This is a genomic window from Rhodococcus chondri (assembly GCF_036327435.1).
GTDB classification, from domain to species: Bacteria; Actinomycetota; Actinomycetes; order Mycobacteriales; family Mycobacteriaceae; genus Rhodococcus; species Rhodococcus chondri.
The window spans coordinates 1-26,368 of record NZ_JAUZMZ010000062.1; the positions used below are offsets into that span (position 1 = coordinate 1).

Consider the following 26,368-nt stretch of genomic DNA (forward strand, 5'->3'; position numbering starts at 1 on the left):
GTGCTGCGCGCCCCCTGCCGGCTGTGCAGATAGCCGCCGTCACGCAGGGACGCGTACGCCGAAGTGACGGTGGTGCGGCTCAGCGACAGGGCCGAGGCGAGCTCACGTTCGCTGGGCAGCGCGACACCCAAGGGGACACGGCCGTCGTGGACGAGCAGTCGGATGCCGTCGGCCAACGCCCGGTACGCCGGGCGGGTGTCGCCGGGATCCTGCCAGTTCCCGAGGTCGCGGACCAGCGAACTGGCCCCTATCGCACGCGTAATCACCGGTCCAGTATCCCGCACGGTGGCCTGGTGGTTGCAGGCCAGTCAGCGCGCCGAACGCAGCACCTCGGCGAGACGGGCACGATCGGTGACATCGAGCTTGAGACACGCCCGGTAGATGTGTCCCTCGACGGTGCGCACCGACACCACCAGCCGGTCGGCGATCTCGCGGTTGGTCAGCCCCGCCGCAACCATCGACGCGATCTCCCGCTCACGGCTGGTCAGCGGCAGCGGCTGTGCGGACGCCGTCACCGCGGGGGTGGACGCGTGGTCGCAGCGAGCGGCCAAGGCATCGGCGGCTGCTGCGGCGGCCAGGCCGGATCCACGATGACCTGCCCTCTTCGCCGCGGTCGCGGCCAGCGCGTAGGCGTCCGCCGCCTCCATCGGAACGCCGATCCGTTCGTATTCCCCTGCCACCCTCATCAGTTCGCCGAAGTCGCCGGATTCGGCCGCGGCGGCCTGCGCGGCAGCGAGCCGCACGAGCGGGCCGTCGCAGCACTCGACGAGCTGCGCGAGCCGCCCCGCGCCCGAACTGTCGCCGAACCGGGTCGCGGTGTGCAACGCGAGCGCCTCCACGCCGAACTGCCCCGCCACCGAAGCCGCTCGGGCCGCCTCCCGCGCGAGCTCCACGGCCCGCGAAGTCTCGCCGCGCGCCGCGAACACCCACCCGCGGGCGAGATCGAGATGCGGACGGTGCACCGCCACCTGCCCGCCGTATCGCGTCTCGGCGGCGTCGAGCACCGCCTCCGCGTCCGTGACGCGCCCGAGCAGCGAATATGCCTGGATCAGCGGATAATATGCCGGAAAGATCCACGCGATGGCGTTGGTCGACGGTCCCACCGACAGCGCCGCGACCGCCTGCTCGAGCCGGCGGGCCGCGTCGGCGATCCGGCCGCGCACAAGCTCCATGTCGGCGACGACGACGCTGGCCTGCCCCCACGCCAGATATTCGAGACTGCTCGCGTTGTCCAGGAAACGTTGCGCGCGGCGCTCCGCGGCATCGAACTGTCCGGTGAGGATCAGTGCCCGCACGGACGCGAGTCCGGCCATGTATCGGAACAGACCGTCGACCTTTCCGGCGACGGCATCGTTGCGCGCGCTCGCGCCCGCGATGTCGCCGCTACCCGACACCGCGAACACCCACAACTGTGCGTACGTCGCCCATTCGACGGCCCACGGCGTCAGATCCGGCCGGGCCAGGACGGCTTGCGCTTCGGACAGTCCTTCGGCAAGACGGTTCTGCGCGACAGCGGACCCCGCCCCGAGTGCCCGGATCGTCAGTGCGAGCGATGGTTCGGTGACGCGCTCACGCAAGATGCCGAGCACCTCCTCGGCGCTGTCCACATCGCCCTTGCCGAAGAACAGGTTCGCGAATCGCACCATGCCCCAGGTGGCGAGCTCGCGTTGATCCAGCGCGTCCGGATCGAACTCGGTGAGCAACGCTTCGTCCTCGTCGGATTTGCCGAGCCAGAACAGGGTCCGGCCCAGCAACTGTGCCGCGTCGAATCCACCGCCCCGCTGCACGGCGGCCCGGGCGAACCGCTCACCGAGCGCGCTGTCGGCGAACCCGATCGCCGAGCGCGCCGACGACAGCAGCAGGGCGGTGTCCGGCGGACGATCACTGTCGAGGGCCAGCTCGGTGAGGCGAATGCGGGAGGACACCGTCGACAGGTCCGAACTCTGCAGCGCCTCGACGAGGATGCCCCGCAGCCGGCGGGCCGCGGCGCGCCCGAGTCCGCGCCGGATGACCTCGCTGAACAGCGGATGCGCGTACCGCACCTCGAGCCGGATGCCGTCTTCGTGAACCCGCACGAGGCCGCGGCGTTCGGCTTCCTCGATCGATTCCTCCCCCGCGACCGACGCGAGGACATCGAGATCGATGGGTTCGCAGAACGCCAGCAATTGCAGACAGCGCAGGACGTCGTCTGGCAGCTGCGCGATGCGGGATTCGAGCAGCGCGGCGAGCTCGGAGGTGATCGCGGCACGCCCGCGCAGCTGCCACACCCCGCGCTTGTCGCTGAGCGTGCCCGCCTCGAGCGCACCCTCCACCAGGTGCTTCAGGAACAGCGCGTTGCCGCCGGACGCCTCCCACATGCGGTCGGCGCTGAGCTCCTCGAGGGGACCGCCGAGCACCGATTCGACGTAGGCGACGCTCTGCTCCCGGGTGAACGGTTCCAGTTCGAGTCGCTGCAGGTAGCCGTCCTTCCACAGCGAGGTGACCGCGTCGGGCACCGACTCTCCCGAGCGCACGGTCGCGACGATGCGGGCTTTTCCGTCGAGGGCGAGCTGATGCAGGAAGGTCGCCGACAGCTGATCGAGCAGGTGCGCGTCGTCGACCCCGATGACGAGATCGTCGCCGTCGGCGAGCAGTGCCTCACGGGCGGCGGCGAGGAAGTTGACGGGATCGCGGGAGGTCGTGGAACCGACGACCAGGTGCGCGAAGACACCCAGTGGGATGCTGCGCGCGGATTCGGTTCCCGCGACCCACCGGACCGTGCCCGGCAGCGACCCCGTGGCGAACCGCGCGAGCGTCGTCTTTCCGACACCGGCCGCACCGGTGAGCACCACCCCACGCGATTCGCCGTCCGTCGTCAGCGCGCGTGTGATGGCTGCGAGCTCCCGCTGCCGCTGGATCAACGGCTGCGCTCGGTCCATGTGCGGAGTTTAAGCCGCCCCCGCGGCTCCGGCAGGATATCCGGGACGGCCCGGCAGCCCGATCAGGCCAGGATGTCGCGGCGCACGATCGTCTCGTCGCGGCCGGGACCGACGCCGATGCACGAAATGTGCGCTCCGGAAAGCTCTTCGAGCCGCAGCACGTAGTCCTGCGCGTTCTTCGGGAGGTCTTCGAAGGTGCGGGCGTGCGAGATGTCCTCCGACCAGCCGGGCATTTCCTCGTAGACGGGCTGGGCGTGGTGGATGTCGGTCTGCGTCATCGGCATCTCGTCGATGCGCACCCCGTCGACCTCGTAGCCGACACAGATCGGCACGGTGTCGAGGCCGGACAGCACGTCCAGCTTGGTGAGGAAGTAGTCGGTGATGCCGTTGACGCGGGTGGCGTAGCGGGCGATGACCGCGTCGAACCAGCCGGTGCGACGGGCACGGCCGGTGGTGACACCGACCTCGCCGCCCTTCTTGGCAAGGTATTCACCGTGGTTGTCGAACAGCTCGGTGGGGAACGGGCCCGAACCGACACGCGTGGTGTAGGCCTTGAGGATGCCGAGCACGGTCGTGATCTTCGTCGGGCCGATGCCGGAGCCGACCGCGGCACCGCCGGAAGTCGGGTTCGACGACGTCACGTACGGGTAGGTGCCGTGGTCGACGTCGAGCAGCGTGCCCTGCGAGCCTTCGAGCAGGACCGTCTCGCCACGCTCGAGCGCCTCGTTGAGCTGCAGGCGGGTATCGGCGATGCGGTGCTTGAATCCTTCGGCCTGGCCGAGGACCTCGTCGACCACCTGCTGCGGGTCGAGGGCCTTGCGGTTGTAGATCTTCGCGAGCACCTGGTTCTTGAACTCGAGGGCCGCTTCGACCTTCTGGGTGAAGATCTTCTCGTCCAGGACATCGGCGACACGCACACCGACGCGGGCGAGCTTGTCCTGGTAGCACGGGCCGATACCGCGGCCGGTGGTGCCGATCTTCTTGGCGCCGAGGAAGCGTTCGGTCACCTTATCGATGGCCACGTGGTACGGCATGATCAGGTGAGCATCGGCCGAGAGCAGCAGACGCGAGGTGTCGATGTCGCGCTCTTCGAGTCCGGCGAGTTCGGTGAGCAGCACTCCCGGGTCGACGACGACACCGTTGCCGATGACGTTGGTGACGCCCGGGGTCAGGATGCCCGAGGGGATCAGGTGCAAAGCGAACTTGTCGCCGTTGGGCAGTACCACGGTGTGGCCGGCGTTGTTGCCGCCCTGATACCGCACAACCCACTGGAGACGTCCTCCGAGTAGATCGGTCGCTTTGCCCTTGCCCTCGTCGCCCCACTGGGCTCCGATCAGGACGATTGCCGGCATCTCGCGCTCTCCTCAGGCAGGTGTCTTCGTGCGGGCGGTTCCGCCTGCAGGGTCCTGCCCCAACTGGGCAGCAGCCGGGACCACAGTGTAGTCCACCTCGCACCCGGCTTCGGTCCGGGCGTCCCTCCACACTTCGGATGTGCTCCGAACCGCCCCGGTCGAACGCGTCCCCGGGTCGCGCCGCGCACGGGTGCCTTCCGACTACAGTTGACCGGAGCCCGATGGCCGCCCGATGGAACCATGCGAGGAGATCTGTTGACCCCGGTAGTGCTCAGATGTGGAGATGTGCCGCTGCCGTTGGCACTCACCCCCGTGACCGCGCTGTCGGCTTCCGCCATGCCCGGTAAGGACGATTTCGACGAGGTGCTCGCCCACGCCGAGTCGATCGAGGATCCCCGTCTGATCGTCGTGGGCGACGATGCCGCGTTCGCCGCGACCCTGACCCGCCTCATGCGCACCGAGCGACTCGACATCGAGCTCGCGTATGTCCCGGAACAGCGCACTCCCGCGACCGAGGCGTACGGGCTGCGCACCGGGTCGAAGGCCGCGACGATCGCTCTGCAGGGCGAAGCGAAGCCGATCCCGCTCATCCGCGACGACGCGGGCATCGCCCTCGTCGGCCGCGCCCTCGTCTGTGGTGAGGAGGGCGCGCTGGTCGGTGAGGCGTATGTCGACGACACCCGGCTGTTCTCGGGAACGGTGCCGGGTATCCGCATCGAACCGACACCGGCGCTGCCGGGCTTGCGCGCCGCCGTGGACCGGCCGCGCTGGTTCGGCGGCTACAAGTGGCTCGCGGGCCGTGCCGTGCAACTCGGGTCGCCGGCCGCGGTCCTCACCCGCGACAGCGTGCCTGGGCCCCGGGCCGTGAAGCGGTCGACGTTCTACCGCCACGACAAGAAATGGATGCTCGTGCGCTGAGGCACGCCACGTGCACCGATGCCCGCGACACGGTGGGCGTCCACCGGGTCGCGAGCCTCGAAGTCGATGTGAGCGACCGGTTTTCGCTCAGCCGATACTGACGCCGTAGTCACGCGCGATGCCGGCGAGACCGGACGCGTAGCCCTGGCCGATGGCGCGGAACTTCCACTCGGTGCCGCGACGGTACAACTCGCCGAAGACCATGGCGGTTTCGGTCGACGCGTCTTCGGTCAGGTCGTAGCGCGCAAGCTCGCGGTCGGTTGCGCGGTCGACGACGCGGATGAACGCGTTGCGCACCTGCCCGAACGACTGGCTGCGCGCGTCGGCGTCGTGAATCGACACCGGGAACACGATGGACTGTACGTTCTGCGGAACCGCGACGAGGTCGACGTTGATGACCTCGTCGTCACCCTCGCCCTCTCCGGTCAGGTTGTCGCCGGTGTGCTCGACGGACCCGTCGGGTGAGCGCAGATTGTTGTAGAAGACGAAGTGCTGGTCCGACAGCACCTTGGTGTCGGCGCCCGTCATGAGCGCGCTGGCATCGAGGTCGAAGTCGACGCCGGTAGTAGCGCGGACATCCCAGCCCAGCCCTACCGCCACCGCAGTGAGGTTCGGAGCTTCCTTGGACAGCGAAACGTTTCCACCCTTGGCCAAGCTGACACCCATGCCGGTCCCTTCCGTCGGTCCTCGTTGCTTACCGTCAACCATAGTCAGGGGCCGGCGACGGGGACGTTGTCCTCGCCTACCCGCCCATGTGTGAACAAAATCGGGGTGAGTACTTCTCTGCTGACCGGTTCGTGGCCGGAGGTCGGTGCCTCCGGCCACGAATTTGCCTGTCGGGTGCGAGGAGGTTCTCTGTGATGATTCGCGTCGCGTCAGTGCCTGCGTCGCATGTATATGTCCGGCATCTCGCCTCCCCCGGCGGGGACGACGGCGTAATCCGGCTGCCGGATCCGATTCCCGCCGACGGCCGCAAGGTGCCGGGTGGTTGGTGGCCCCCGCTGATGCTCGAACCCAACTGGATCACAGAACACCACACGGAGTTCGACGTCTTCCACATCCACTTCGGTTTCGACGCGATCGGCCCGGAGCAACTGCAGGACATCGTCGCGGAACTGGACGACCACGGCATCCCCCTCGTGTACACGGTGCACGACCTGCGGAACCCGCACCATCGCGACCCCGGGGCGCATGCCAAGCAACTCGACGTTCTGATCCCCGCCGCCCGCGAGCTGATCACTCTCACCCCCGGAGCGGCCGCCCGAATCCGGTCGCAGTGGGGGCGACAGGCGACAGTGCTGCCGCATCCCCACGTCGTCGAACGGGAGTGGTGCGAGCGACCGCGTCGGAGCGGCGGTCCCTTCACCGTCGGTGTCCACGCGAAAAGCCTGCGCGCGAACATGGATCTGTTTCCGGTGCTCGACACTCTGACCGAGACCGTGCGAACCCTGCCGGACGCGATACTCCGGATCGACGTGCACGACGAGATCTTCGATGCCGACAATCCCTACTGGCACAACCCCGAGGCCGGGAAGCGAATTCTGGAGTACGGCAAGCACTCGCACGTCGACGTCCGGGTTCACCCGTATTTCTCCGACGACGAGCTGTGGCAGTATCTCGCCGACCTGTCGGTGTCCGTCCTCCCGTATCGGTTCGGAACTCATTCCGGCTGGCTCGAAGCATGCATCGATCTGGGCACCGCGGTGGTCGCGCCGAGTTGCGGCTTCTACGGTGAGCAACGACCGTGCGGGGTGTACACGCTCGACGAAACACGCTTCGACCCGCGGTCGTTGGATCGCGCTGTGCGAACCCTGTACGAGACCAGGCAATTTCCCAGGGCAAGCTGGCCGGAGCGGATGTGCGAGCGCCGCGAACTCGCCCGCGCGCACCGGGCGGTGTACGAACGCGCACTGCAGGAGACCGGATCATGAGAGGACGACCCCTGCGTATCGCCCTGATCGCCTCGAATCGTCATCCCATCCGGCAACCCTTCGCCGGCGGACTCGAAGCTCACGTGTGGCACCTGGCGAACGCGCTGGGCAAGGACGGTCACGACGTGACGCTGTACGCGGCACCGGGATCCGATCCGGACCTTCCCGCCGCGTTCCTCGAAGTGCCGACGCTCGACGTCAGCGACCTCGCCCGCAGCGACGTGTCGATGCCCGCGACAGCATTCCTCCACGACCACCACGCCTATCTCTCACTGATGCTCGAGCTGGCCGGACCATCCGCCGCATCGTTCGACATCGTGCACAACCACAGCCTGCACTACCTCCCCATCGCGATGGCCCCGGCGCTGCGCACACCGCTGCTGTGCACCCTGCATACGCCGCCGACGCCGTGGCTCGAATCCGCGATGACCGTGCCGGGCGGTTGCCCCTGCACCTTCGTCGCGGTCAGCCGGCACACCGCAGCAGCGTGGGAGCACGCCACACCCGGACCGGTGGCCGTCGTGCCCAACGGGGTCGACCTCACGGCCTGGCCCGCCGGACCCGGTGGCCCCGACCTCATCTGGTTCGGTCGCCTCGTGCACGAGAAGGGCCCGGACGTCGCAATCGAGGCCGCGCGCCGAGCCGGATACCGGCTGCGGATCGCCGGGCCGATCAGCGACCGCGAGTACTTCGCAACCCGGATCGAGCCACTGCTCGGCCCGGATGTGACGTACTTGGGGCACCTGCCTCAATCCGCGCTCGCCGCCGCGGTCGGATCGTCGGCGGCGACACTCGTCACCCCCCGGTGGGACGAACCGTACGGGCTGGTCGTGGCCGAATCCCTCGCGTGCGGGACGCCCGTCGTCGCCTTCGCCCGCGGCGGAATTCCCGAGGTCCTCGACGACCGCAGCGGATGCCTGGTCGAACCGGACGACATCGACGGCGTCGTGGCGGCTGTGCCACGCGCAGTCGCCTTGTCTCGGACCGATGCCCGGTCGCGCGCCGCGGACCACTGCTCGGAACGGACCATGGTCGACGCGTACCTCGACCTGTACCGCCGGCTCTCCTCCGCGGGTGCGGTCCGATGATCGGCTACTACATCCATCACCACGGGCACGGACACCGCACCCGCGCGGCGAGCATCTGCGCGCACGTCGACAGTCCGGTCACGGCCCTGTCGTCGGCGCCGCTCGGCTCGGCCGCCGACGCCTTCGACGACGTGGTGACCCTCCCCCGCGACGATCTCGCCGTCCACACCGCACACGACCCGACCGCGCACGGTGTCCTGCACTGGGTGCCCCGGCACGACGAGGGGCTGCGCGAGCGCATGAACGCACTGTCCGCGTGGATCACCGAGGCCCGGCCGCGTCTGCTGGTGGCGGACGTGTCGGTGGAGGTGACCTTGCTCGCGCGGCTTCACGGCGTGCCGGTCGTGGTGCTCGCGATGCCCGGGCAACGCACCGATCCCCCACACACGCTGTGTTATCGGACTGCGGATCACCTGATCGCGCCGTGGTCGCGCGAGGTGTACGACCCGGAGTGGTTGCGTCCGTTCGCGAACAAGACGGCTTATGTCGGCGGCATGAGCCGGTTCGACGGCCGGCCGGCATCGTCGTCGTCGGGGTCTGCCCGCCCGCGGAGACTGGTGATGAGCGGCGGATCGTCGATCACGCTGGACGACCTGCGGGACTATTCGACCCGGTTCCCCGAATACCGTTGGGACGGGCTCGGTGTCGCAGGCGGACCGTGGTCCGACGATCCGTGGCCTGCGATCGCGGGGGCCGACGTCGTGATCGGGCATGCCGGTCAGAACACCGTCGCGGACATCGCGGCGGCCGCACGCGCGGCCGTGGTCGTCGCCGAACCGCGCCCCTTCGACGAACAGCGCGCTACCGCAACGGCTCTCGACGCTGCCGGGATCGCCGTCGGATTGGAGGCATGGCCGGATCCCGGCCGGTGGCCCGAACTGATCGAGTGCGCACGCCGGCTCGATCCGCTCGAGTGGAAACGCTGGCGGGTGGAGGGTGCGGCCGCTCGTGCCGCGGCCGTTCTCGACGAACTCGCGCAGGGACGGCAGTCGTGAAGGTCGCGGTGATCACGGTGGTCGCGCATCGCAGCGACCACCTGCAGCGGCAACTCGAGGGGATCGCCCGCAGCAGCCGGGCACCCGACGAGCACGTGATCGTGTCCATGGGCGATCCCGAGGTGCCTGCCGTCGTCATTGCCGGAGGGTCCCGCGCCGAGGTGGTGATGATGGATGCCGGCCCAGGGCGGCTCCCGGTGGCCGCGGCCCGCAATCTCGGCGCGGACACCGCACTGTCCCGCGGCGCCGAACTGCTGGTGTTCCTCGACGTCGACTGCATCCCGGCGCCCGATTTGACAGCTCGATACGAAAGCGCCGCCACCGCTGAATATTCCGGCGCTCTGCTGTGTGGTCCGGTGACGTATCTGCCCCCACCGGAGCCCGGCGGCTACGACCTCGACCGTCTCGACCGTTCGCTTGCGCCGCATCCGGCGCGACCGTGCCCGCCCGACGGTGAGATCCGCGACAGCACCGACCACGAATTGTTCTGGTCGCTGTCGTTCGCGGTAAGCGCCGACACGTGGCGGCGCATCGGCGGCTTCTGCACCGACTACTGCGGTTACGGCGGCGAGGACACCGATTTCGGGCAACAGGCCGCTCATGCCGGCGTACGACTGGCCTGGGTCGGCGGCGCGCACGCCTTCCATCAGCACCATCCCGTGTCGAGCCCACCGGTCGAGCACCTCGACGACATCCTGGCCAACGCGGCGCTCTTCCACCACCGATGGGGTTGGTGGCCGATGCAGGGATGGCTGGACGAGTTCCAGGACATGGGTCTGATTGCATACGACACCGCCACAGGCCGGTGGGTGCGCATCCCGTCGGCCTCTTCCCGGTCCTGACCCTCCGCACCGCGGGGCGGGGACCGTCGGGGTTCAGCGGCACCGTTACGGTGTCGAGCATGTCCGACGCGATTGCTCTGCTCGCCCGAATCGCGACACTGACTCCGTACTTCGCGGTGAGCACCGGACCGGTTTCCGGCGAGGACTGGCAACCCACGTCGACCCTGCGCGACACCGATGTCCGCAACACTCTCGTCTCCGCCGTCGCCGAACGGATGGGCACCACGGAGATGCGGGTAGCGGCGTCCACTGTGTTCTTCGGATACGCGGCGCGGTTGTGGTCGGTCGCGATCGGCTCTGTCGCCGTGTCCGGAAGGTGTATCCGGCTCGACCCCGGCGAACTGCTGTGGCGAGGCGACGGCAGCATCACCCACCTGCACATCGAGCGTCCGAGATTCGGTGAGTCGGCCGCCGTCGAGGTGCTCGATCGGCAGGTCGGGCCGTTGATCGCAGCTTGGGGTGACGTCGTCGCTCCCGGACTGATGTGGGGCAACACCGCCTCGGCACTGGCCGGTGCGGGCCGGATGATCGGTGATGCCGCGTCGCCGCTGGTCGACGCGCTGCTGGACGAACCTCGACTGCGCGAGAGCCTCGATCGGTCCACCGGCCGGCGTCGCAGTTGCTGCCTGTTCTACCGCACCCCGAGCGGAGGTATGTGCGGCGACTGCGTGTTCCCTTCCCGACCCCCCGCGTGAGCGGAGGAACGCCGAGCGTCGGCCGACGTGGGGATGCGGTGATAGCGGATCACCGGAGTACCGCCGTCATCGGTCAGCGACGCCTGCACCCCGTACACGTGCTCGATCAGCTCGGAGGTCAGGGCGTCCGACGGTGTTCCGAGCGCGACGATCCGTCCCTCGGCGAGCACCACGACCCGGTCGCAGAACATGGCCGCGAGGTTGAGGTCGTGCAGAGCCACGTATCCGGTGACCGGCAGCGCCGCGACCCGCTCGAGGATGTCGAGCTGATGCCGGATGTCGAGGTGGTTCGTCGGCTCGTCGAGAAGAAGTTCCTCGGGTTCCTGCGCGAGCGCCCGGGCGATCTGTGCTCGTTGACGTTCGCCACCCGACATGGCCCGCCACATGCGATCGGCGTGCTCGGTCATTCCGGTGACGGCGAGCGCCCACTCGACGGCAGCCTCCCCGCCTTCGTCGCGACCCAACACATCGGTGTACGGAATACGGCCGAGCCGCACCACATCTCGAACCCGGATGTCGACCTCGGTGTGTGAATGTTGATCGACCATCGCGACCCGTCGGGCCAGCGTGCGCCGGCCGAGTGTCCGGATATCCGTGCCGTCGAGCGTCACCACACCGGAGTCGGGTCGATCGACTCCGGCGAGCAGGCGCAGCAGCGACGACTTGCCCGAGCCGTTCGGTCCGAGGAGCCCGATCGTTTCGCCGGGTACCGGGTCGAGGGTGACGTCGTCGACGACGAGACTGCCGCCGCGGCTCCACCGCAAAGACATTGCAGACAGCGTCACAGCGTTCTCCTCGTCACGGCGCACTCCTCGTGCGGAACAGGATCAGCGCGAAGGCAGGCACACCGATCAGGGCGGTGACGACTCCGACCGGCACCTCCTGCGGAGCAAATACCGTGCGGGCCACCGCGTCGACCCACACCATGAACACCGCACCCACGACCGCCGTGACCGGAACCAGACGACTGTGCCTGGGACCGACCAGGAATCGTGCCGCATGCGGCAGGACCAGCCCGACGAATCCGATGGCGCCGGCCGCGCCGACCAGGACAGCGGTGATGAGCGCGGTGATCACCAGGAACATCAACCGGACGCGTTCCACGGCGATCCCGAGCGTCGCGGCGGTGGACGAGCCGAAGGTGAAGGCGTCGAGCGCGGAGGCCTTCACCAGACACACCACGAGGCCCGCAGCGCACACCGAGCCGCACAGGATCACGTCGCTCCAGTCGGCGCCGGCCAGCGAACCCAGCAGCCAGAACAGCACACCGCGGGTGCGTTCGGCGTCGGCCGACGAGATGACGATGAAGGAAGTCAGTGCCGAGAACAGCTGCGTTCCCGCGACTCCCGCGAGGACGACCCGCGACGTCCCGCCGCCGGCGCCGGTTGCGAGCAGCAGGACCAGCCCGAATGAGACGAGCGCGCCCAGAAACGCTCCACCCGACAGCGACACGGCGCCACCGCCGAGACCGAGCACGGCGATCATCACAGCCCCCGTCGAGGCGCCCGACGAGATACCGAGGACGAACGGGTCCGCGAGCGGATTGCGCAGCAGCGACTGCATGATCACGCCGCACACGGCCAGCCCGGCACCGCAGACCGCGGCGAGCAGTGTGCGGGGAAGACGCAGTTCCCACACGATGCCCTCACGGATCGCGCTGATCGCCGTGTCGGACAGTCCGAGCCGGTCGAAGATCACCGAATACACGTCCGCGACAGAGAGATCCGCAGGTCCGATGGTGACTGTGACGGCGATCGACAGAACGAGCACCGCCAGTCCCACCGCAACCACTCCGACGACCGGGGCCCGGCTGCCGCCCGCGGGCAACCGGGTCTTCGCGACGGCCATCAGCTTCCGCGGTTCCACCGGCGCAGCGCGTCGGCCACCTTCTCGATACCGTCGATCGTGCGGATGGACGGGTTCATGTCGGCGCCGTTGACCACGATGTACCGCTTGTTCCGCACTGCGGACAGCCGCTGGGTCACCGGATCGGACTCGAGGAATTCGATCTTGCTGTCGAGCGCGTCACCGGCGATGCTGCGGCGGCTCAGGTCTCCGAGCACCAGCGCGGTGGGGTCGCGATCGAGTACCGCCTCCCAGCTGACCTGCGGCCATTCGTTGCCGGTGTCGTCGAAGACGTTCTTCGCGCCCACCGAGTCGGTGATGATGCCCGACGATCCGCAGCAGCCGGCCACATACGGGGTGCTGGTGTCGGCGAACCAGAAGGCCAGCGACACGTTCGAGGCGTCGATCTCGTGTGCCGCGGCCTCGTGACGCTGCCGCAGCTCGCCGACGAGCCCTTCGCCGCGTTCCCGCACGTCGAAGATCGCGGCGAGTTCACGGATTTCCTTGTAGACCGAGTCCATCGTGAGCGGTTCGGTGCGGTTGCCGTCGGCGTTCACACCGTCGTCGTTCTTGCCGTCGCAGTCGGTCGGTGACAGGTACGACGGCACTCCGAGCCGATCGAACTGGTCGCGTTCGGCCACGCCACCTTGGCCGAGCGTGCCGCCGAAGGACGCCGACACGAAGTCGGGTTCGGTGCCGAGCACAACCTCGAACGACGGTTTGTTGTCGGCCAGCCGCGGAACTCGCGCGTTGTCGGCCGCAAGGTTGTCGCGCACCGGGTCCGTCCAGGTCGCGGTGCCCACCATGCGGTCGGCCAGCCCCAGCGACAACAGGATCTCGGTGGAACCCTGGTTGAGCGACACGGCGCGCTGCGGCGGTGCGTCGACGGTGACACTGTGCCCGCAGTTCTCGATGGTCAGCGGATAAGTCGTCGATGCCGGTACGGCGCTGCCGACTTGATCCGGAGCGGTGTCACTCGACGAGCACCCGGCAACCGCCATCGTCGCTGCGATGAGGGCGATACCGGTGCGCAGCACTGTGTGCCGCCCCCTACGGGCGGCAAATATCGAATTGTTCATGTCCATCCTCGTGGTCTCACATCGGTCGGCGCAGGTGTCCTGGCTCCCGGATCAGTGCTCTCCCCCGGCCTTCCAACCCTGGTGGGCCGTGGCCGAGCGTTGGGGGATCGCTCCTCGGTGACAGTTGCGGGACAGCCCCGGATTCACACCGGTGTTCCCTACGTCGCTTCGAACAGTACAAGACCGACCTCGATCGCCGGGCGCATGGACCGCTCGTATCCTCGGGCCGCTCGTGATCAGGACGGTGTTCGCGACCCCGGCAGCAAGGACGCATAAGACCGCAGCAGATCCCAGATCGCGGAATCGGTCACGCTGATCCGGCCGGTGCGCCCGATAGCGGTCAGCGCTCCGGTGACCCGGCCGTCGTTCGAGCGCACCGGCACCGCGAGCGCGGTCCGTCCGATCCGGCTCTCGTCCACCTCGTGCGCGGCATCGGCATCCCGCACACACCGCAGTTCTGTCCTCAGTTCGGCGGGCTCGGTCTTGGTGCGGTCGGTGATGCGGCGTAGCGGCCCGTCCCCGATCAGTTCGGGTCGCTGCACGAGCAGCAACTTGCCGATCGCCGAGGCATGCAGGTGCGTCGTCCACGTCGACTCGCCGGCCAGTTCGTGGTCGGGGTCGCGGTCGACGAGATGCACCCATCCCCCGCTGTAGGAGGCAAGATAGATGCCGTACCGCACCTGCGTCCGAAGTTCTTCGAGGACCGGCCCCGGATCGACGTCGGCGACGGAAGCCGGTGCGGCCGAGGCCAGTTCTCGGGTCCGGCGTCCGAGCGCAAACCCGGACAGGTCCTCCACCCGCACCAGATACCCGTCGGCCACGAGCAGGTTGAGCAGTCGGTACGCGGTTGCGGGCGGGGTCCTGGTCAGTGCCGCGACGTCACGCGCCGATGCACCCGCGCCGAGGGTGGCGACGGCCTCGAGCAGGGCGAGTGCGCGCTGAACGGCACGTGGCTCGTGCCCACCCTGACCGGTCGACCGGACGCTCACCGTCGTACCGCGTTCGGGTGATCGGTTGCGACCAGGGCCATGCGACCGCGCCCGTTCTCGGCGAACGCACCGGCACCGGGAAGCACGTCCTCCGACTCGGGACTGTCGAATACCCCGACGTCGGCGAGGTTTCCCGGTCGCGAACGGCGCAGGTAGTGGTACCAGCCCGCCGCGACCGCCGCGACCGCGATCATGCTCACCAGCGGACCGGGCCCCTCCCGCGAGTGCGTGCCCGCCCACGATGAACCCGAGGACCACCACTCCGACGGCGGCAGCGATGCGGGCCGCCCGGGCGACTGCCGGAGTCAGTTCCCGGATACGAGCGAGGAACGCCACCGCCGCGACCGCCACCATGATGTATGCGATCAGAAGGACGACGCGCAGCGTGACACCCACCCAGTCGGGTACGGCACCCGCAGCCGCGAAGATCGGTGCGCCGATCGCGAGGACCGTCACGGCCGTGACGAGCCCGACCCACGGAGTGCGCAGTCGGTGGTGCGCGGCGCCGAGCGCCTCGGGCAGGACACCCTCGACTCCCATCGAGTACAGCAACCGGGAGGCCGGGTTCGAGGACGCCATCGCCGACGCGAGCCACGAGCAGCCCATCCCGAGGTGCCATTGCCGGGAATCGGCTGTATCGGTACCGATTCCGAACCGGACATCACCATCGGTCCGGCGATGAAGACCAGCGAGCAGGCTTCGACCACGAGGATCGCCAGTGCCGCGAAACGGACACCGCGCAACAGTGCCGTGAGGATCACCGCCGCGATCCCGAGATACACCACCAGGGCTGCGGGGCCGAGGATTTCGACACCGCACTGGGCGGCGATCGCAATCACCGCCTGACCGCCGTGGAACAGCGTCAACGCGCCACTGCCGAGGTATTTCACCGTCATCGCGACGCCCGTGGCCAAGGCTGCACGGGGACCGAGCCCCTTCGCGACGAACGCATAGAGTCCACCGGACGCGACCATACGACGCGTGAACTGAGTTGTGCACCAGGCGATGACGGTGACGAACAACGCTGCCCCGATGATGGCGGCCAAGCCCGCTGTCAGCGCGTGGTGGGTGAGCATGAACGCGGGAAGCAGCACCATCGATGCGGCCGGGGCGGTGGTCGCGACCGACTGGGCGAGCACCTCCCAACCCGAGAGCTGTCTGCGGCCGAGCGCACGCAGCGGTGAGACCGCCGAGCGTTCCGGCTCCTGCTGCGCGAACGAGCGCGCGATCGCATCCGCCAACGCAGACGTCTCGGATATGACACCTCCGAACCTTGCCGGCAGGCTCGGACCGGCGCGCAGAACGTACCCACGTCGTGTTACCGGATTATTTCCTGTGCGGGTCGCGCGAAGTCGTCATGAATGAGACGGTTCCGCCCGCGAAGTTCTCATTCGCCGCCACGGAACCGTTACGTCGCCGTATCCGCCGGGAAGCACGCCGGTTCCACGGTCGCCTCCGAACGACGACGCGGGCACCGAACGCCTTCCGCAGAGCCACATCACCCTCGACTACTGTCACGAACTCGGCGTCGAGATCCAGCCGTTCGGCAACCAGAACGCGAACACCCTGGTCAACTACGAGAGCAGCACCCCGATCTCCGGTCGATCGGTCCAGTACCGCGCCGCGAAGGCCGATACCTACGGCTACCTGTCGGAACTGCTGCACAAGGCCGCGTCGAGGGGCGCACTCGACGACGTCCTGTCCCCTGACGACAAGGAAGCGCTGTCGTCGTTCCTGAGCGACTTCGGCGACCTGTCCAGCGACGGTCGCTACATCGGCTCTTCTCGACGCGGATACTCGGACGAACCCGGTGCGGGCCTGAACTTCGGCACCGTGACCGAACCGTTCGCGATGACCGACGTCATCCGCTCCGGCCTGGGCCGCAAGCTCAGCTTCGAATTCGGCTACGACCAGGCGACGATCATGATGACCCCGGTCGGCGGTATGGACCGGATCTACTACGCCTTCCGCGACAGGATCGGTACCGACAGAATCAAGTTCGGCGCCGAGGTGACCTCCATGAAGAACGTCTCCGACGGCGTCACGGTGAACTTCACGCAGGACGGCACGCGGAAGTCGATCACCGCCGACTACTGCATCTGCACGGTCCCGCCCAATCTGATCGGCCGGTTCGACAACAACCTGCCCGCCGATGTGCGCAACGCCCTCACCGCGGCCGTTCCCGCGTCGGCCGGCAAGCTCGGCATCGAGTACACCCGCCGCTGGTGGGAGACCGAAGACCGCATCTACGGCGGTGCCTCCACACCGACAAGGACATCAGCCAGATCATGTTCCCCTACGACCACTACGGCTCGGACCGCGGTGTCGTCGGGTACTACACCAGCGGCAGGCGGCACCTCGCGTTCGAATCCCTCACCCACAAACAACGTCTGGCCAAGGTGGTCTCCGAGGGCATGGCGATCCACGGCGACAAGTACGGCCGCGACATCGCCTCGTCGTTCTCCGGCAGCTGGCGCCGGATGAAGTACTCCGAGGGCGCCTGGACGAGCTGGAAGGGCGCGAGCTACGGGCACAGCGACAGTGCCACCCCCGAGTACGAGTTGCTGCTGAAGCCCGTCGACCGCATCTATTTCGCGGGCGATCACCTCTCGAACGCGATCGTCTGGCAGCACGGCGCGTTCACCTCCGCCCGCGACGTCGTCACCGCGCTGCACCAGCGCGTCGCCGCAGCCTGATCACCACTCATCTCCAGGAGCAACCATGAAGCGCACGACCATCCGCACCACGGCCTCGACCACGTTCCTGGCCACCGCTGCAGTGCTTCTGACCGCCTGCGCGTCCGACACCGACGGCGACACGCCGCCCAGCGAACCGGCCGCAGTCGCGCAGGCGGTTCTCGAGCCGGGCGAGGCGAACCCGATGATCGCGCAGGGCGTGACGATCAGTTCCGGTGCGAGCGTCTACAAGTCCAGCGGACTGGGACCGTCGGCATCGAATGCGTCCGCACCGAAGGGCACCCCGGAGTCGTACATCGACTCGCAGTTCTCCGAAGGAGCGCTGCCGGAAGGTGTCACGGTGACCGAAGCGCAGGGCATCAACGCGCTCGAGAACATTCGCGCGAACCTCGAGGTGCAGGGTCTGACGCTCGGTGACGTCACGACGATGCGGGTGTTCCTCGACAACGAACCCGGCACGGACCGCGCCGACTATGCCGGCTGGAACCGCGCCTACCGGCAGTTCTTCGCGAACACCAACCTCGAGACCGGAGACACCGAACTGGTGCCCTTGGGCACCGCCGAACCCGCGGCACCCCTCGAGCGGAACGCGGCGCGTCCGAGCAGGTTCGCGCTCGAGGTCGGCAGCCTCCCCGTCGCGGGATGGCTCGTCGAGATCGAGGTCGACGCGGTGTACCCGTCGGACGAGGCGGCCGGCTGATGGGCGCGCTGAGTCCGGCGCACGAGCCTGCGACAGACCTCAGGTGAAGGGCACACCACCCGTGACGGCGATGATCTCGCCGGTGATGTAGCTCGATTCCTGCGACGCGAGGAACACGTAGGCGGGCGCCAGCTCGGCCGGCTGGCCCGGTCGGCCGAGCGGGGTGTCCTTGCCGAACTGCTCGTAGGCGTCGCGGGGCATCGTCGCCGGAATCAGCGGCGTCCAGATCGGGCCGGGCGCAACCGCGTTGACACGGATGCCGTTCTTCGCGACATCGGCGGCCAGGCCCTTGGTGAAGTCGACGATGCCGGCTTTCGTGGTGGCGTAGTCGAGCAGACCGGGCGACGGATTCGCGGCCTGGATCGAGGTGGAGTTGACGACCGTCGAACCCGGCGCCATCTGTGCCACTCCGTATTTGCACAACCAGAACAGGGCGTAGAGGTTCGTTTTCATGACGCGATCGAACTGATCTGTGGTCATGTCGGCGATACCGCCGGACACGAGATGCTGATACGCGGCGTTGTTGACGAGAATGTCGATTCCGCCCAGTTCGGACACCGTGGTCTCGATCAGGCCGCGGCAGAACTCCTCCGACCGGATGTCCCCGGGCACCGGCATGGCTCGTCGTCCGGCCTCCTCGACCAGGGCCGCGGTCTGCTGCGCGTCGTCGTCTTCGTCGAGATAACTCAGGACCACGTCGGCGCCCTCCCGGGCGAACGCGAGCGCGACGGCACGGCCGATGCCGGAGTCGGCGCCCGTGACGAGAGCGCGCCGGCCGTCGAGCCGTCCGCTGCCCCGATACGTCCGCTCCCCGTGATCGGGCTGCGACACCATCTCGGCGGTGCGTCCCGGGTACGGAATTTCCGGCTGGTCGTCGAGCGGTGGGGTGGGGTACTGCTCCCCCGGATGCTGCATGCGGTATTGGTCGGCCATGGGGATCCTCCGAGCGTCGGGTGTGCTTCCTGCCGTACCCGCTCGGGACGCACCACACACCCGACGGGTCCTTCGGCCCGGTCGTGACCACCTTTCGCCCCTGGCATGCCGAGGGCGCATAATGACTCCTCGTGCGTTGAGTCGAGGAGGCATGCGCGTGAGTGAGGACCTGTCGGCATATCGGAACGAGTTCGCCCGGATCGAGAAGAAGATCGCGGGTGAATTCGACGCCGGCAAACGCCGCTGGGTTCTGGCCGGGGGTGTCGGCCTGCTGATCGTGGGGCTGCTGTTGCCGCAGACGTCGTCGGCGTGGTCGTGGACGGTGCTGGCCGGTTGGTCCGGGGGCGATGCTCCGGTGTCGATGCCGATGCGCATGTTCGTGACGCTGACCGTCGTGTTCGGTGTGCTGGTCCCCATCGCGGCCCTGACGCTGCGGCGCTGGCGGCTGGCGTCGGCGGCCCTGCTCGGTTCCGGCCTCGCGTCGTTCTTCGGATTGTTCGGCTACTGGTCGCAGGCGGGGATGATCGTCGGCACCCCGCATGCGCCGAGCCCGGCCATGGTGCTGAACTGGGTGGTGATGATGGTGATGACCTCGCAGTGGTTGCCCGTCGTGCTCAGCAAGTCCCCCACCGATCCGCGACCACGTCCGCAGCTGATCCTGCAGTGAACGGCCCGGGCCGGGCGCGGCGCAGCAGGTAGGTGTCCATCACCCACCCGCGCGCGGCCTTGGCCCGCGCCCGTGCCTGTTCGATCTCCGGTAGCACCGCGTGGAGCCGGCCGGCGACGAGTTCCTCGTCGGCGGTGCCGAGGTCGGCGCCCCACCAGATGTTCCAGTCGCCGTCGAGGCCTCTGCAGGTGAGGTGACCGTCGAGCATGACGACGAGGTTGTCGGCACCGGTGTCGGCGTGCTCCACCAGGCGCCGGCCGGTGGTGATCGTGATGGGTCCACCGATCGTGTTGAGTACCAGTTTGTGTCGCGCCGCGAGTATCTGGACGCTGCTGACACCGGGAACCACGTCGTAGTCGATACGCAGGAGCCCGCGGTCGCGGATCCGTTCGGCGACGCGAATGGTGCTGTCGTACAGGCTCGGATCGCCCCACACGAGCAGACCGGCGGTCTCGTCGCCGGAAACCTCCTCGCAGAGCACCTTTTCGTAGACCGCGGCCCGCGCGGCGTGCCAGTCGCGGACCTCGGCGCCGTATCGTTCGGGCGTCCGGTCTCGGGGTGGATCCGGCACGGTGAGCACACGGTAGTCACCGACGATGTGGCGACGGCAGATTTCTTCGCGCACCGACACGAGATCGTCCACCCCTCGCGCCTTGTCGGCGACGAGGAACACATCGACGCTGTTCAGGGCGTTCACGGCGGTCACGGTCAGGTCGTCGGGACCTCCAGGGCCGATGCCGATGAGCCGCAGTCGCCGCTCGATCATCCGCGGTCCTCGAGATCCCCCTCGACGTCGAGATACGCCTGCTGCAGTGCCTGCATGGTCTCGGGATCGGGTTCGGACCACAGGCCGCGGTCGGCGGCTTCGGTGAGGCGTTCGACGATCCCGCGCAACGCCCACGGGTTGGCTTCGCGCAAAAACTGCTGGTTGGTGGCGTCGAGCGCGTAGTTCTGCGCGAGGGACTCGTACATCCAGTCCTGCACGACACCGGCGGTCGCGTCGTATCCGAACAGGTAGTCGACGGTCGCGGCGAGTTCGAACGCGCCCTTGTACCCGTGTCGCCGCATCGCCGCGATCCAGCGCGGATTGACCACCCGGGCACGGAACACCCGGGCGGTTTCTTCGCCGAGCGAGCGGGTGCGCACGGCGTCGGGCGTGGTGGAGTCGCCGATGTACGCCTTCGGATCGTCGCCGGTCAAGGCACGCACGGTCGCGACCATGCCGCCGTGGTACTGGAAGTAGTCGTCGGAGTCGGCGATGTCGTGTTCGCGGGTGTCGGTGTTCTTCGCGGCGACCACGATGCGCCGGTAGTTGGCGCGCATGTCCTCGGCGGCAGGTTCGCCGTGCAGGTCGCGCCCGTACGCGAATCCGCCCCACGCCGTGTACACCTCGGCGAGGTCGGCGTCGGTGCGCCAGTTGCCGCTGTCGATCAGTTGCAGGATGCCGGCACCGTACGAGCCCGGCTTGGAGCCGAAGATGCGCCGCACCGCTCGCTCCGCGTCGCCGTGCTCGGCTTCGTCGCGCGCGGTGTGGGCCCGCACGTAATTCGATTCGCCGGGTTCGTCGAGAGCGGCGACCATCCGGATCGCGTCGTCGAGCATCCCGATGACGTGCGGAAACGCGTCGCGGAAGAACCCGGAGATGCGCACGGTGACGTCGATGCGCGGTCGGCCGAGCTCTTCGAGCGGGATCACGGTCAGTTGCCGGACACGTCGCGATTCGGGATCCCATTCGGGACGCACGCCGATCAGGGCGAGGACCTCGGCGATGTCGTCGCCCGCGGTGCGCATGGCCGAGGTGCCCCACACCGACAGGCCCACCGACCGCGGATACTCACCCGTGTCGGCGAGGTACCGCTCGACCAGGGCGTTCGCCAGCGCGACACCGGTGTCGTACGCGAGGCGGCTCGGCACCGCCTTGGGGTCGACGGTGTAGAAGTTGCGGCCCGTCGGCAGCACGTTGACGAGGCCGCGCAGCGGCGACCCGGATGGCCCGGCGGGGATGTAGCCGCCGTTCAGGGCGTGCAGCACGGCGTCGAGTTCGTCGGTGGTGTGTGCGAGCCGGGGCACCACCTGTTCGGCGGCGAATTCGAGCACCCGCGTGACCGCGGAATCAGGGGTACCGAGCACGGATTCGACGGTGCTCGACGCTGATTCGGTGCTCCAGTTGCGGTCCTCCATGGCCTGCACCAACGACCGCGCCTGCGCCTCGACGTCGTCGACCTCGGCCAAGGGCGCCTCGGGCTTCAGACCGAGTGCGGTACGCAGCCCGGGTACGGCATGCGATTTACCGCCCCACACCTGCGCGGCCCGCAGGATCGACAGCACCAGATTCACCCGCGCTTCGCCCACGGGAGCGTCGCCGAGCACGTGCAGACCATCACGGATCTGCGCGTCCTTGATCTCGCACAGCCAGCCGTCGACGTGCAGCAGGAAATCGTCGAATTCGGCGTCGTGTGGGCGGTCGGCGAGACCGAGATCGTGGTCGAGTTTCGCGGCCTGGATCAGCGTCCAGATCTGGGCGCGGATTGCGGGGAGTTTCGCGGGATCCATCGCCGCGATGTTCGCGTATTCGTCGAGCAACTGCTCCAAACGGGCGATGTCGCCGTACGATTCGGCGCGCGCCATCGGCGGGATCAGATGATCGACGATGGTGGCGTGGGCGCGGCGTTTGGCCTGCGCCCCTTCACCGGGGTCGTTGACGAGGAACGGGTAGATCAACGGCAGGTTTCCGATCGCGGCATCGGTGGCGCACGACGCGGACAGTCCGGCGTTCTTGCCGGGCAGCCACTCGAGCGAGCCGTGCTTGCCGAGATGGACCACGGCGTCGGCCTCGAAGCCGTGCTCGACCCACTTGTAGGCGGCAAGGTAGTGATGCGACGGTGCCATGTCCGGATCGTGGTAGATCGCGACGGGGTTGTCCCCGAAACCGCGGGGTGGCTGGATCATCAGCACCACGTTGCCGGCCCGCAGGGTCGCGAGCACTACGGCCTTGCCCTCCCCGTCACCGTCGACGAACAGCGACCCGGGGGCCTCACCCCACGCCTCGACCATCGCGTCGGTCAGGTCCGGGGGCAGGTCGCTGGTCCACTCGCGATACCGAGCGGCGGTGACCCGCACCGGATTACCGGCCAACTGCTCGGCGGTCAGCCATTCCTCGTCCTGACCACCGGCATCGATGAGCGCGTGGATCAGGGCGTTCCCCGCTTCGGCATCGTCGTCGACGTCCATCCCGGGGAAGCCGTCACCGAGGTCGTAACCTTGCTTGCGCATGGCCCGCAGCAACCGGATCGCCGAGACCGGGGTGTCGAGGCCGACGGCATTGCCGACGCGGGAATGCTTGGTGGGATACGCCGACAGCATCAGCGCGATGCGTCGTTGCGGCGGCGGAACGTGCCGCAGCCGTGCGTGCGCGACCGCGATTCCCGCGACACGGCGGCAGCGTTCGGGGTCGGTGACATACCGGGGCAGGCCGTCGACGTCGAGTTCCTTGAACGAGAACGGCACCGTGATGATGCGGCCGTCGAACTCGGGCACCGCGATCTGTGTGGCCGAATCCAGCGGGGAGACACCGTCGTCCGACTCCGCCCAGCTGTCGCGACTCCAGGTGAGGCACAGGGCCTGCAGGATCGGGATGTCGAGCGCGGCAAGTGCACCGACGTCCCACGCTTCGTCCTCACCACCGGCACTCACGGTCGCGGGCTTCGTGCCGCCGGCGGCGAGCACGGTCACGATCAGAGTGTCGAGGGTGCCGAGTTCGGTGAGCAGATCGGCCGGGGCACCGCGCAGCGACGCGCAGTGGACGACCACGCCGCAGGCCTTGCCGGTCGCATCGATGGCGTCGGCCAGATCGTGGGCGAACTGCACGTTTCCGCTGGTGTGGTGGGCGCGGTAGAACAGCACGCCGACTCTGGGCAGCGCCGCGTCGGGGGTGCCGGGCCGCTCGAGCACGCCCCACTCGGGCAGTTCCGCCGGGGGGTCGAAGCCTGCACCGCCGAGCAGCACCGTGTCGGACAGGAACGCATGCAGCTGGGCCAGGTTCACCGGGCCGCCGTGCGCGAGGTAGCGGTGAGCCTCCGCGGCCGTCCCGATCGGCACCGTGGAGTAGCTCATCAGCTCGGCGTCCGGAGTTTGTTCGCCGCCGAGAACGACGACGGGAACGCCTTGTGCGAGAACCCGGTCCAGACCCGCCTGCCAGGAACGCGCGGAACCCAGAATTCGCACGACCACCAGGTCGGCGCCTGCAAGCAGCGCGGGGAGAGCGCGCGGATCGTCGCCGGTCAGGTCCAGCCGGGACGGGTTCCCGACTGCCCAGTCGGCGCCGCTGGAGCGGGCCGAGAGCAGGTCGGTGTCCGACGTCGACAACAGCGCAAGGCGCGTCACGACGCAACCCGAAGCAGCACAACACAAGCCATGTTCAGTCTCCAAAACCCTCGTGGACCTTACGTGCCGTGGCCGGTCTCCTGGCTGACGGATCGACGCTGCTCGGCCGACCTTCCCGGAGCTGGCTCCAGTGGTCTCCGCACCGGCGGACCGATACGGACGAGGGCGAACAACTACCCGCTCACAGTGGCGAGGGCCGCGCCGGTTTTTCACCGGCTTCCCGAGCACCACGGCAGACCGAGAGTAGCGCACCTTTTTCGCCGCGTGTGCAACGATGTGCGCCCATGGTCGACGTTCCCCCCGAGAAATCCACACCGGATCGGTGTCCCGGTGTGCTGCGTCCGCACCGTGCGGCCGATGGTGCGCTGGTGCGATTGCGTGCGCCCGGCGGCCGGTTGCCCGACGGCGGATTCCATCGGCTCTCGCTCGCGGCCGGGCAGTTCGGGGACGGCGACATCCATCTCACTTCCCGAGGAAACCTGCAGATCAGAGGCGTTTCGGTGGACGAGCGCGGCACCGTGCCCCGCGGGCTGGTCAGGGCTGTTTCCGATGCGGGATTCCTGCCGTCGCTCTCCCATGAGCGGGTGCGCAACATCGTCGCGTCACCGCTGTCCGGGCTCGGCGGTGGGCTCGCCGACATCCGTCCGCTCGTCGGCGCCCTCGACGACGCGCTGTGCGCCGAGCCGGTGCTCGCCGACCTGCCGGGCCGGTTCCTGTTCGGGCTCGACGACGGCCGCGGCGACGTCGCGGGGTTGCGGTGCGATCTGGCTGCCATCGCGGTCGACAGCCGGAATGCTCGCCTGATCGTCGGCGCTCTGTCGGGAACGACGGTGCCGCTGGCGCACGTCGTCGCTTCCCTGATCGATCTGGCCCTGCGCTTCGCCGAGGTGCGCGCAGGCCGGTGGCATGTGCGGCAATTACCCGACGCGGGACGCGAAATCGGCGGTGGCCCGGCCGCTCCCCCGGTCGCCGGGTTCGAGATGCCCTACGGCAGGCTCGATTCGGCGGTATCGGTGCTGGTACCGCTGGGAATCCTGACTCCGTCTATGGTGTCGGCACTGCCGCATCGGGACGTGGTCGTGACCCCGTGGCGGGGCCTCGTGCTGCCCGCATCCGCTGATCCTGCAGCGCTGGAGAACGCGGGGTTCGTGCTCGATGGCGATTCCGCGTGGTCCCGGGTCACCGCATGCACGGGCGCACCCGGGTGTAATCTCGCCGAGGGTAATACCCGAGCACTCGCACGCCGTGTCGCCGCGGCGCCCTTCCCGAACGAACCTGTGCATGTCGTCGGTTGCGAACGCTCTTGCGGCGCACCGCACTCCCCACACACCCTCGTCTTCGCCCGCAGTTCGACGTAACAGGAGCTCGTCGTGATCGATTCCCCGCCACCCCGCCGCTACGAGTACGAAACGGACGGCGCCGAGATCTATGTCCGGTCGTTCGCGACGATCCGCACCGAGTCGGACCTGACGAAGATCCCGGCGGAAGCCGAGAAGGTCGCGGTGCGGATGATCCACGCGAGCGGCCAGACCGACCTCGCGCGCGATCTGGTGATCCACCCCGAACTCGTGCCCGCCGCCCGTCGGGCCCTGAACGCCGGAGCACCGATCCTCACCGACGCGAACATGGTCGCCGCGGGCGTGACCCGTAAGCGCCTGCCCGCCGACAACGACGTGCTGTGCCTGCTCCGCGATCCGCGGGTGTCCGAGCTCGCGCGGCGCTGGGGCACGACACGGTCGGCTGCGGCGGTGTCGCTGTGGGTCGATCGGCTCGAGGGCGCGGTCGTCGCGATCGGTAACGCCCCCACCGCGCTGTTCCATCTGCTCGAGATGCTCGATGCCGGTGCGCCGCGGCCCGCCGCAATCGTCGGGGTGCCCGTCGGGTTCATCGGCGCCGCCGAATCCAAGGACGCACTGATCGAGCACGGACTCCGAATTCCGCATCTGGTGGTGCGGGGCCGGCGTGGCGGATCCGCGATGGCGTCGTCGGCGCTCAATGCTCTTGCACAGGAGGAAGAATGACCGTCGGACAGCTCTACGGCGTGGGCCTCGGCCCCGGCGACCCCGAACTCGTCACCCACAAGGCTGCCCGCCTGGTGGCCGAGGCCGACGTGATCGCGTATCACTCGGGCACCCACGGCCGGTCGATCGCGCGGTCCATCGCCGCCGACCTGATTCCGGACGATGTGATCGAGGAGCGGCTGGTGTATCCGGTCACCACCGGCACCACCGGCCATCCCGGTGGGTACGACGGTGCGATCGCCGACTTCTACGACGAGTGTGCCGAGCGTCTCGCGGTACACCTGGATGCGGGCCGGACCGTGGTGGTGTTGTGCGA

The 26,368-nt window shown here is 68.5% G+C and carries 24 protein-coding genes, 1 pseudogene and 2 riboswitches; of the genes and pseudogenes, 12 read left to right on the forward strand and 13 right to left on the reverse strand.

Annotation, left to right across the window (positions count from 1 at the left end; translation table 11 throughout):
* From Q8814_RS12595 to Q8814_RS12605, 3 genes are all read right to left on the reverse strand, one after another.
* Window positions 1-266 (reverse strand): winged helix-turn-helix domain-containing protein (locus Q8814_RS12595; RefSeq protein WP_330152362.1); only part of this gene is annotated, 266 nt, incomplete at its 3' end.
* A gap of 42 nt (window positions 267-308) precedes the next feature.
* Entirely contained in the window at window positions 309-2,918 is a 2,610-nt protein-coding gene (locus Q8814_RS12600; protein ID WP_330152363.1) for a LuxR C-terminal-related transcriptional regulator, read from the reverse strand.
* A 62-nt stretch (window positions 2,919-2,980) separates the two neighbouring features.
* Window positions 2,981-4,270 carry an adenylosuccinate synthase gene (locus Q8814_RS12605; protein ID WP_330152364.1) on the reverse strand — a complete coding sequence of 430 codons (1,290 nt, stop codon included), beginning with the start codon at window positions 4,268-4,270 and terminating at the stop codon, window positions 2,981-2,983.
* A 267-nt stretch (window positions 4,271-4,537) separates the two neighbouring features.
* On the opposite strand from Q8814_RS12605, the gene Q8814_RS12610 reads away from it, so the two are divergent.
* A complete protein-coding gene (locus Q8814_RS12610; RefSeq protein WP_330152383.1) occupies window positions 4,538-5,188 on the forward strand; it encodes a hypothetical protein in 651 nt (216 codons plus the stop codon).
* 87 nt (window positions 5,189-5,275) lie between these two features.
* Here the strand turns inward: Q8814_RS12610 and Q8814_RS12615 are convergent, their stop codons facing one another.
* Window positions 5,276-5,854, reverse strand: coding sequence for a TerD family protein (locus Q8814_RS12615; protein ID WP_330152365.1), 579 nt, complete (start codon window positions 5,852-5,854; stop codon window positions 5,276-5,278).
* Window positions 5,855-6,048: 194 nt separating this feature from the next.
* On the opposite strand from Q8814_RS12615, the gene Q8814_RS12620 reads away from it, so the two are divergent.
* From Q8814_RS12620 to Q8814_RS12640, 5 genes are read left to right on the forward strand one after another with little or no spacing between them, the layout of a single operon-like run.
* Window positions 6,049-7,119, forward strand: a complete 1,071-nt coding sequence (locus Q8814_RS12620) for a glycosyltransferase family protein (protein ID WP_330152384.1) — start codon at window positions 6,049-6,051, stop codon at window positions 7,117-7,119.
* Window positions 7,116-8,207: a glycosyltransferase family 4 protein gene (locus Q8814_RS12625; protein WP_330152366.1), complete on the forward strand. Its 1,092-nt coding sequence runs from the start codon at window positions 7,116-7,118 to the stop codon at window positions 8,205-8,207. Before Q8814_RS12620 ends, Q8814_RS12625 begins: the two co-directional genes overlap by 4 nt.
* Window positions 8,204-9,202 carry a glycosyltransferase gene (locus Q8814_RS12630; RefSeq protein ID WP_330152367.1) on the forward strand — a complete coding sequence of 333 codons (999 nt, stop codon included), beginning with the start codon at window positions 8,204-8,206 and terminating at the stop codon, window positions 9,200-9,202. Before Q8814_RS12625 ends, Q8814_RS12630 begins: the two co-directional genes overlap by 4 nt.
* Window positions 9,199-10,044, forward strand: coding sequence for a glycosyltransferase family 2 protein (locus Q8814_RS12635; RefSeq protein WP_330152368.1), 846 nt, complete (start codon window positions 9,199-9,201; stop codon window positions 10,042-10,044). The genes Q8814_RS12630 and Q8814_RS12635 overlap by 4 nt, the downstream gene beginning before the upstream one ends.
* 59 nt (window positions 10,045-10,103) lie before the next feature.
* Window positions 10,104-10,739, forward strand: coding sequence for a (2Fe-2S)-binding protein (locus Q8814_RS12640; protein WP_330152369.1), 636 nt, complete (start codon window positions 10,104-10,106; stop codon window positions 10,737-10,739).
* On the opposite strand, the gene Q8814_RS12645 is transcribed toward Q8814_RS12640, so the two are convergent.
* From Q8814_RS12645 to Q8814_RS12670, 6 genes are all read right to left on the reverse strand, one after another.
* Window positions 10,676-11,524: an ABC transporter ATP-binding protein gene (locus Q8814_RS12645; protein WP_330152370.1), complete on the reverse strand. Its 849-nt coding sequence runs from the start codon at window positions 11,522-11,524 to the stop codon at window positions 10,676-10,678. The genes Q8814_RS12640 and Q8814_RS12645 overlap by 64 nt on opposite strands.
* A gap of 13 nt (window positions 11,525-11,537) precedes the next feature.
* Complete coding sequence (locus Q8814_RS12650; RefSeq protein ID WP_330152371.1) at window positions 11,538-12,587, reverse strand: FecCD family ABC transporter permease; 1,050 nt, start codon at window positions 12,585-12,587, stop codon at window positions 11,538-11,540.
* Window positions 12,587-13,585 (reverse strand): ABC transporter substrate-binding protein, encoded by a 999-nt coding sequence (locus tag Q8814_RS12655; RefSeq protein ID WP_330152385.1) that lies wholly within the window; start codon window positions 13,583-13,585, stop codon window positions 12,587-12,589. The genes Q8814_RS12650 and Q8814_RS12655 overlap by 1 nt, the downstream gene beginning before the upstream one ends.
* 88 nt (window positions 13,586-13,673) lie before the next feature.
* Window positions 13,674-13,866: riboswitch (cobalamin riboswitch) on the reverse strand.
* A gap of 33 nt (window positions 13,867-13,899) precedes the next feature.
* The gene (locus Q8814_RS12660; protein ID WP_330152372.1) at window positions 13,900-14,652 is read right to left on the reverse strand and encodes an IclR family transcriptional regulator; all 753 of its coding nucleotides are present in this window, start codon (window positions 14,650-14,652) and stop codon (window positions 13,900-13,902) included.
* Window positions 14,649-14,852: a hypothetical protein gene (locus Q8814_RS12665; protein WP_330152373.1), complete on the reverse strand. Its 204-nt coding sequence runs from the start codon at window positions 14,850-14,852 to the stop codon at window positions 14,649-14,651. The genes Q8814_RS12660 and Q8814_RS12665 overlap by 4 nt, the downstream gene beginning before the upstream one ends.
* Window positions 14,853-15,104: 252 nt before the next feature.
* Window positions 15,105-15,893 carry an APC family permease gene (locus Q8814_RS12670; protein WP_330152374.1) on the reverse strand — a complete coding sequence of 263 codons (789 nt, stop codon included), beginning with the start codon at window positions 15,891-15,893 and terminating at the stop codon, window positions 15,105-15,107.
* A 235-nt stretch (window positions 15,894-16,128) separates the two neighbouring features.
* Here Q8814_RS12670 and Q8814_RS12675 point away from each other — a divergent pair.
* Window positions 16,129-17,348, forward strand: a pseudogene (locus Q8814_RS12675) (flavin monoamine oxidase family protein); the annotation flags it as partial.
* Window positions 17,349-17,373: 25 nt separating this feature from the next.
* Window positions 17,374-18,048, forward strand: a complete 675-nt coding sequence (locus tag Q8814_RS12680; RefSeq protein WP_330152375.1) for a Rid family hydrolase — start codon at window positions 17,374-17,376, stop codon at window positions 18,046-18,048.
* A 39-nt stretch (window positions 18,049-18,087) separates the two neighbouring features.
* Here the strand turns inward: Q8814_RS12680 and Q8814_RS12685 are convergent, their stop codons facing one another.
* The gene (locus tag Q8814_RS12685; protein ID WP_330152376.1) at window positions 18,088-18,981 is read right to left on the reverse strand and encodes an SDR family oxidoreductase; all 894 of its coding nucleotides are present in this window, start codon (window positions 18,979-18,981) and stop codon (window positions 18,088-18,090) included.
* A 151-nt stretch (window positions 18,982-19,132) separates the two neighbouring features.
* Between Q8814_RS12685 and Q8814_RS12690 the strand changes: the two genes are divergently transcribed.
* On the forward strand, window positions 19,133-19,648 hold the full coding sequence (locus Q8814_RS12690) for an Rv2732c family membrane protein (protein WP_330152377.1): 516 nt from the start codon (window positions 19,133-19,135) through the stop codon (window positions 19,646-19,648).
* Here Q8814_RS12690 and cobF read toward each other — a convergent pair.
* Both cobF and cobN read right to left on the reverse strand, forming a co-directional pair.
* A complete protein-coding gene (cobF, locus tag Q8814_RS12695; RefSeq protein WP_330152378.1) occupies window positions 19,596-20,414 on the reverse strand; it encodes a precorrin-6A synthase (deacetylating) in 819 nt (272 codons plus the stop codon). The genes Q8814_RS12690 and cobF overlap by 53 nt on opposite strands.
* Window positions 20,411-24,031, reverse strand: a complete 3,621-nt coding sequence (gene cobN, locus Q8814_RS12700) for a cobaltochelatase subunit CobN (protein WP_330152379.1) — start codon at window positions 24,029-24,031, stop codon at window positions 20,411-20,413. Before cobN ends, cobF begins: the two co-directional genes overlap by 4 nt.
* Before the next feature lie 53 nt (window positions 24,032-24,084).
* A riboswitch (cobalamin riboswitch) is annotated at window positions 24,085-24,278 on the reverse strand.
* A gap of 37 nt (window positions 24,279-24,315) precedes the next feature.
* Here cobN and Q8814_RS12705 point away from each other — a divergent pair.
* The 3 genes from Q8814_RS12705 to Q8814_RS12715 form a co-directional block, all read left to right on the forward strand.
* On the forward strand, window positions 24,316-25,389 hold the full coding sequence (locus tag Q8814_RS12705) for a cobalamin biosynthesis protein CobG (protein ID WP_330152380.1): 1,074 nt from the start codon (window positions 24,316-24,318) through the stop codon (window positions 25,387-25,389).
* Between the two features lie 12 nt (window positions 25,390-25,401).
* Window positions 25,402-26,052 carry a precorrin-8X methylmutase gene (locus Q8814_RS12710; protein WP_330152381.1) on the forward strand — a complete coding sequence of 217 codons (651 nt, stop codon included), beginning with the start codon at window positions 25,402-25,404 and terminating at the stop codon, window positions 26,050-26,052.
* On the forward strand, window positions 26,049-26,368 hold a 320-nt coding region (locus tag Q8814_RS12715; protein ID WP_330152382.1), incomplete at its 3' end, for an SAM-dependent methyltransferase. The genes Q8814_RS12710 and Q8814_RS12715, both read left to right, overlap by 4 nt.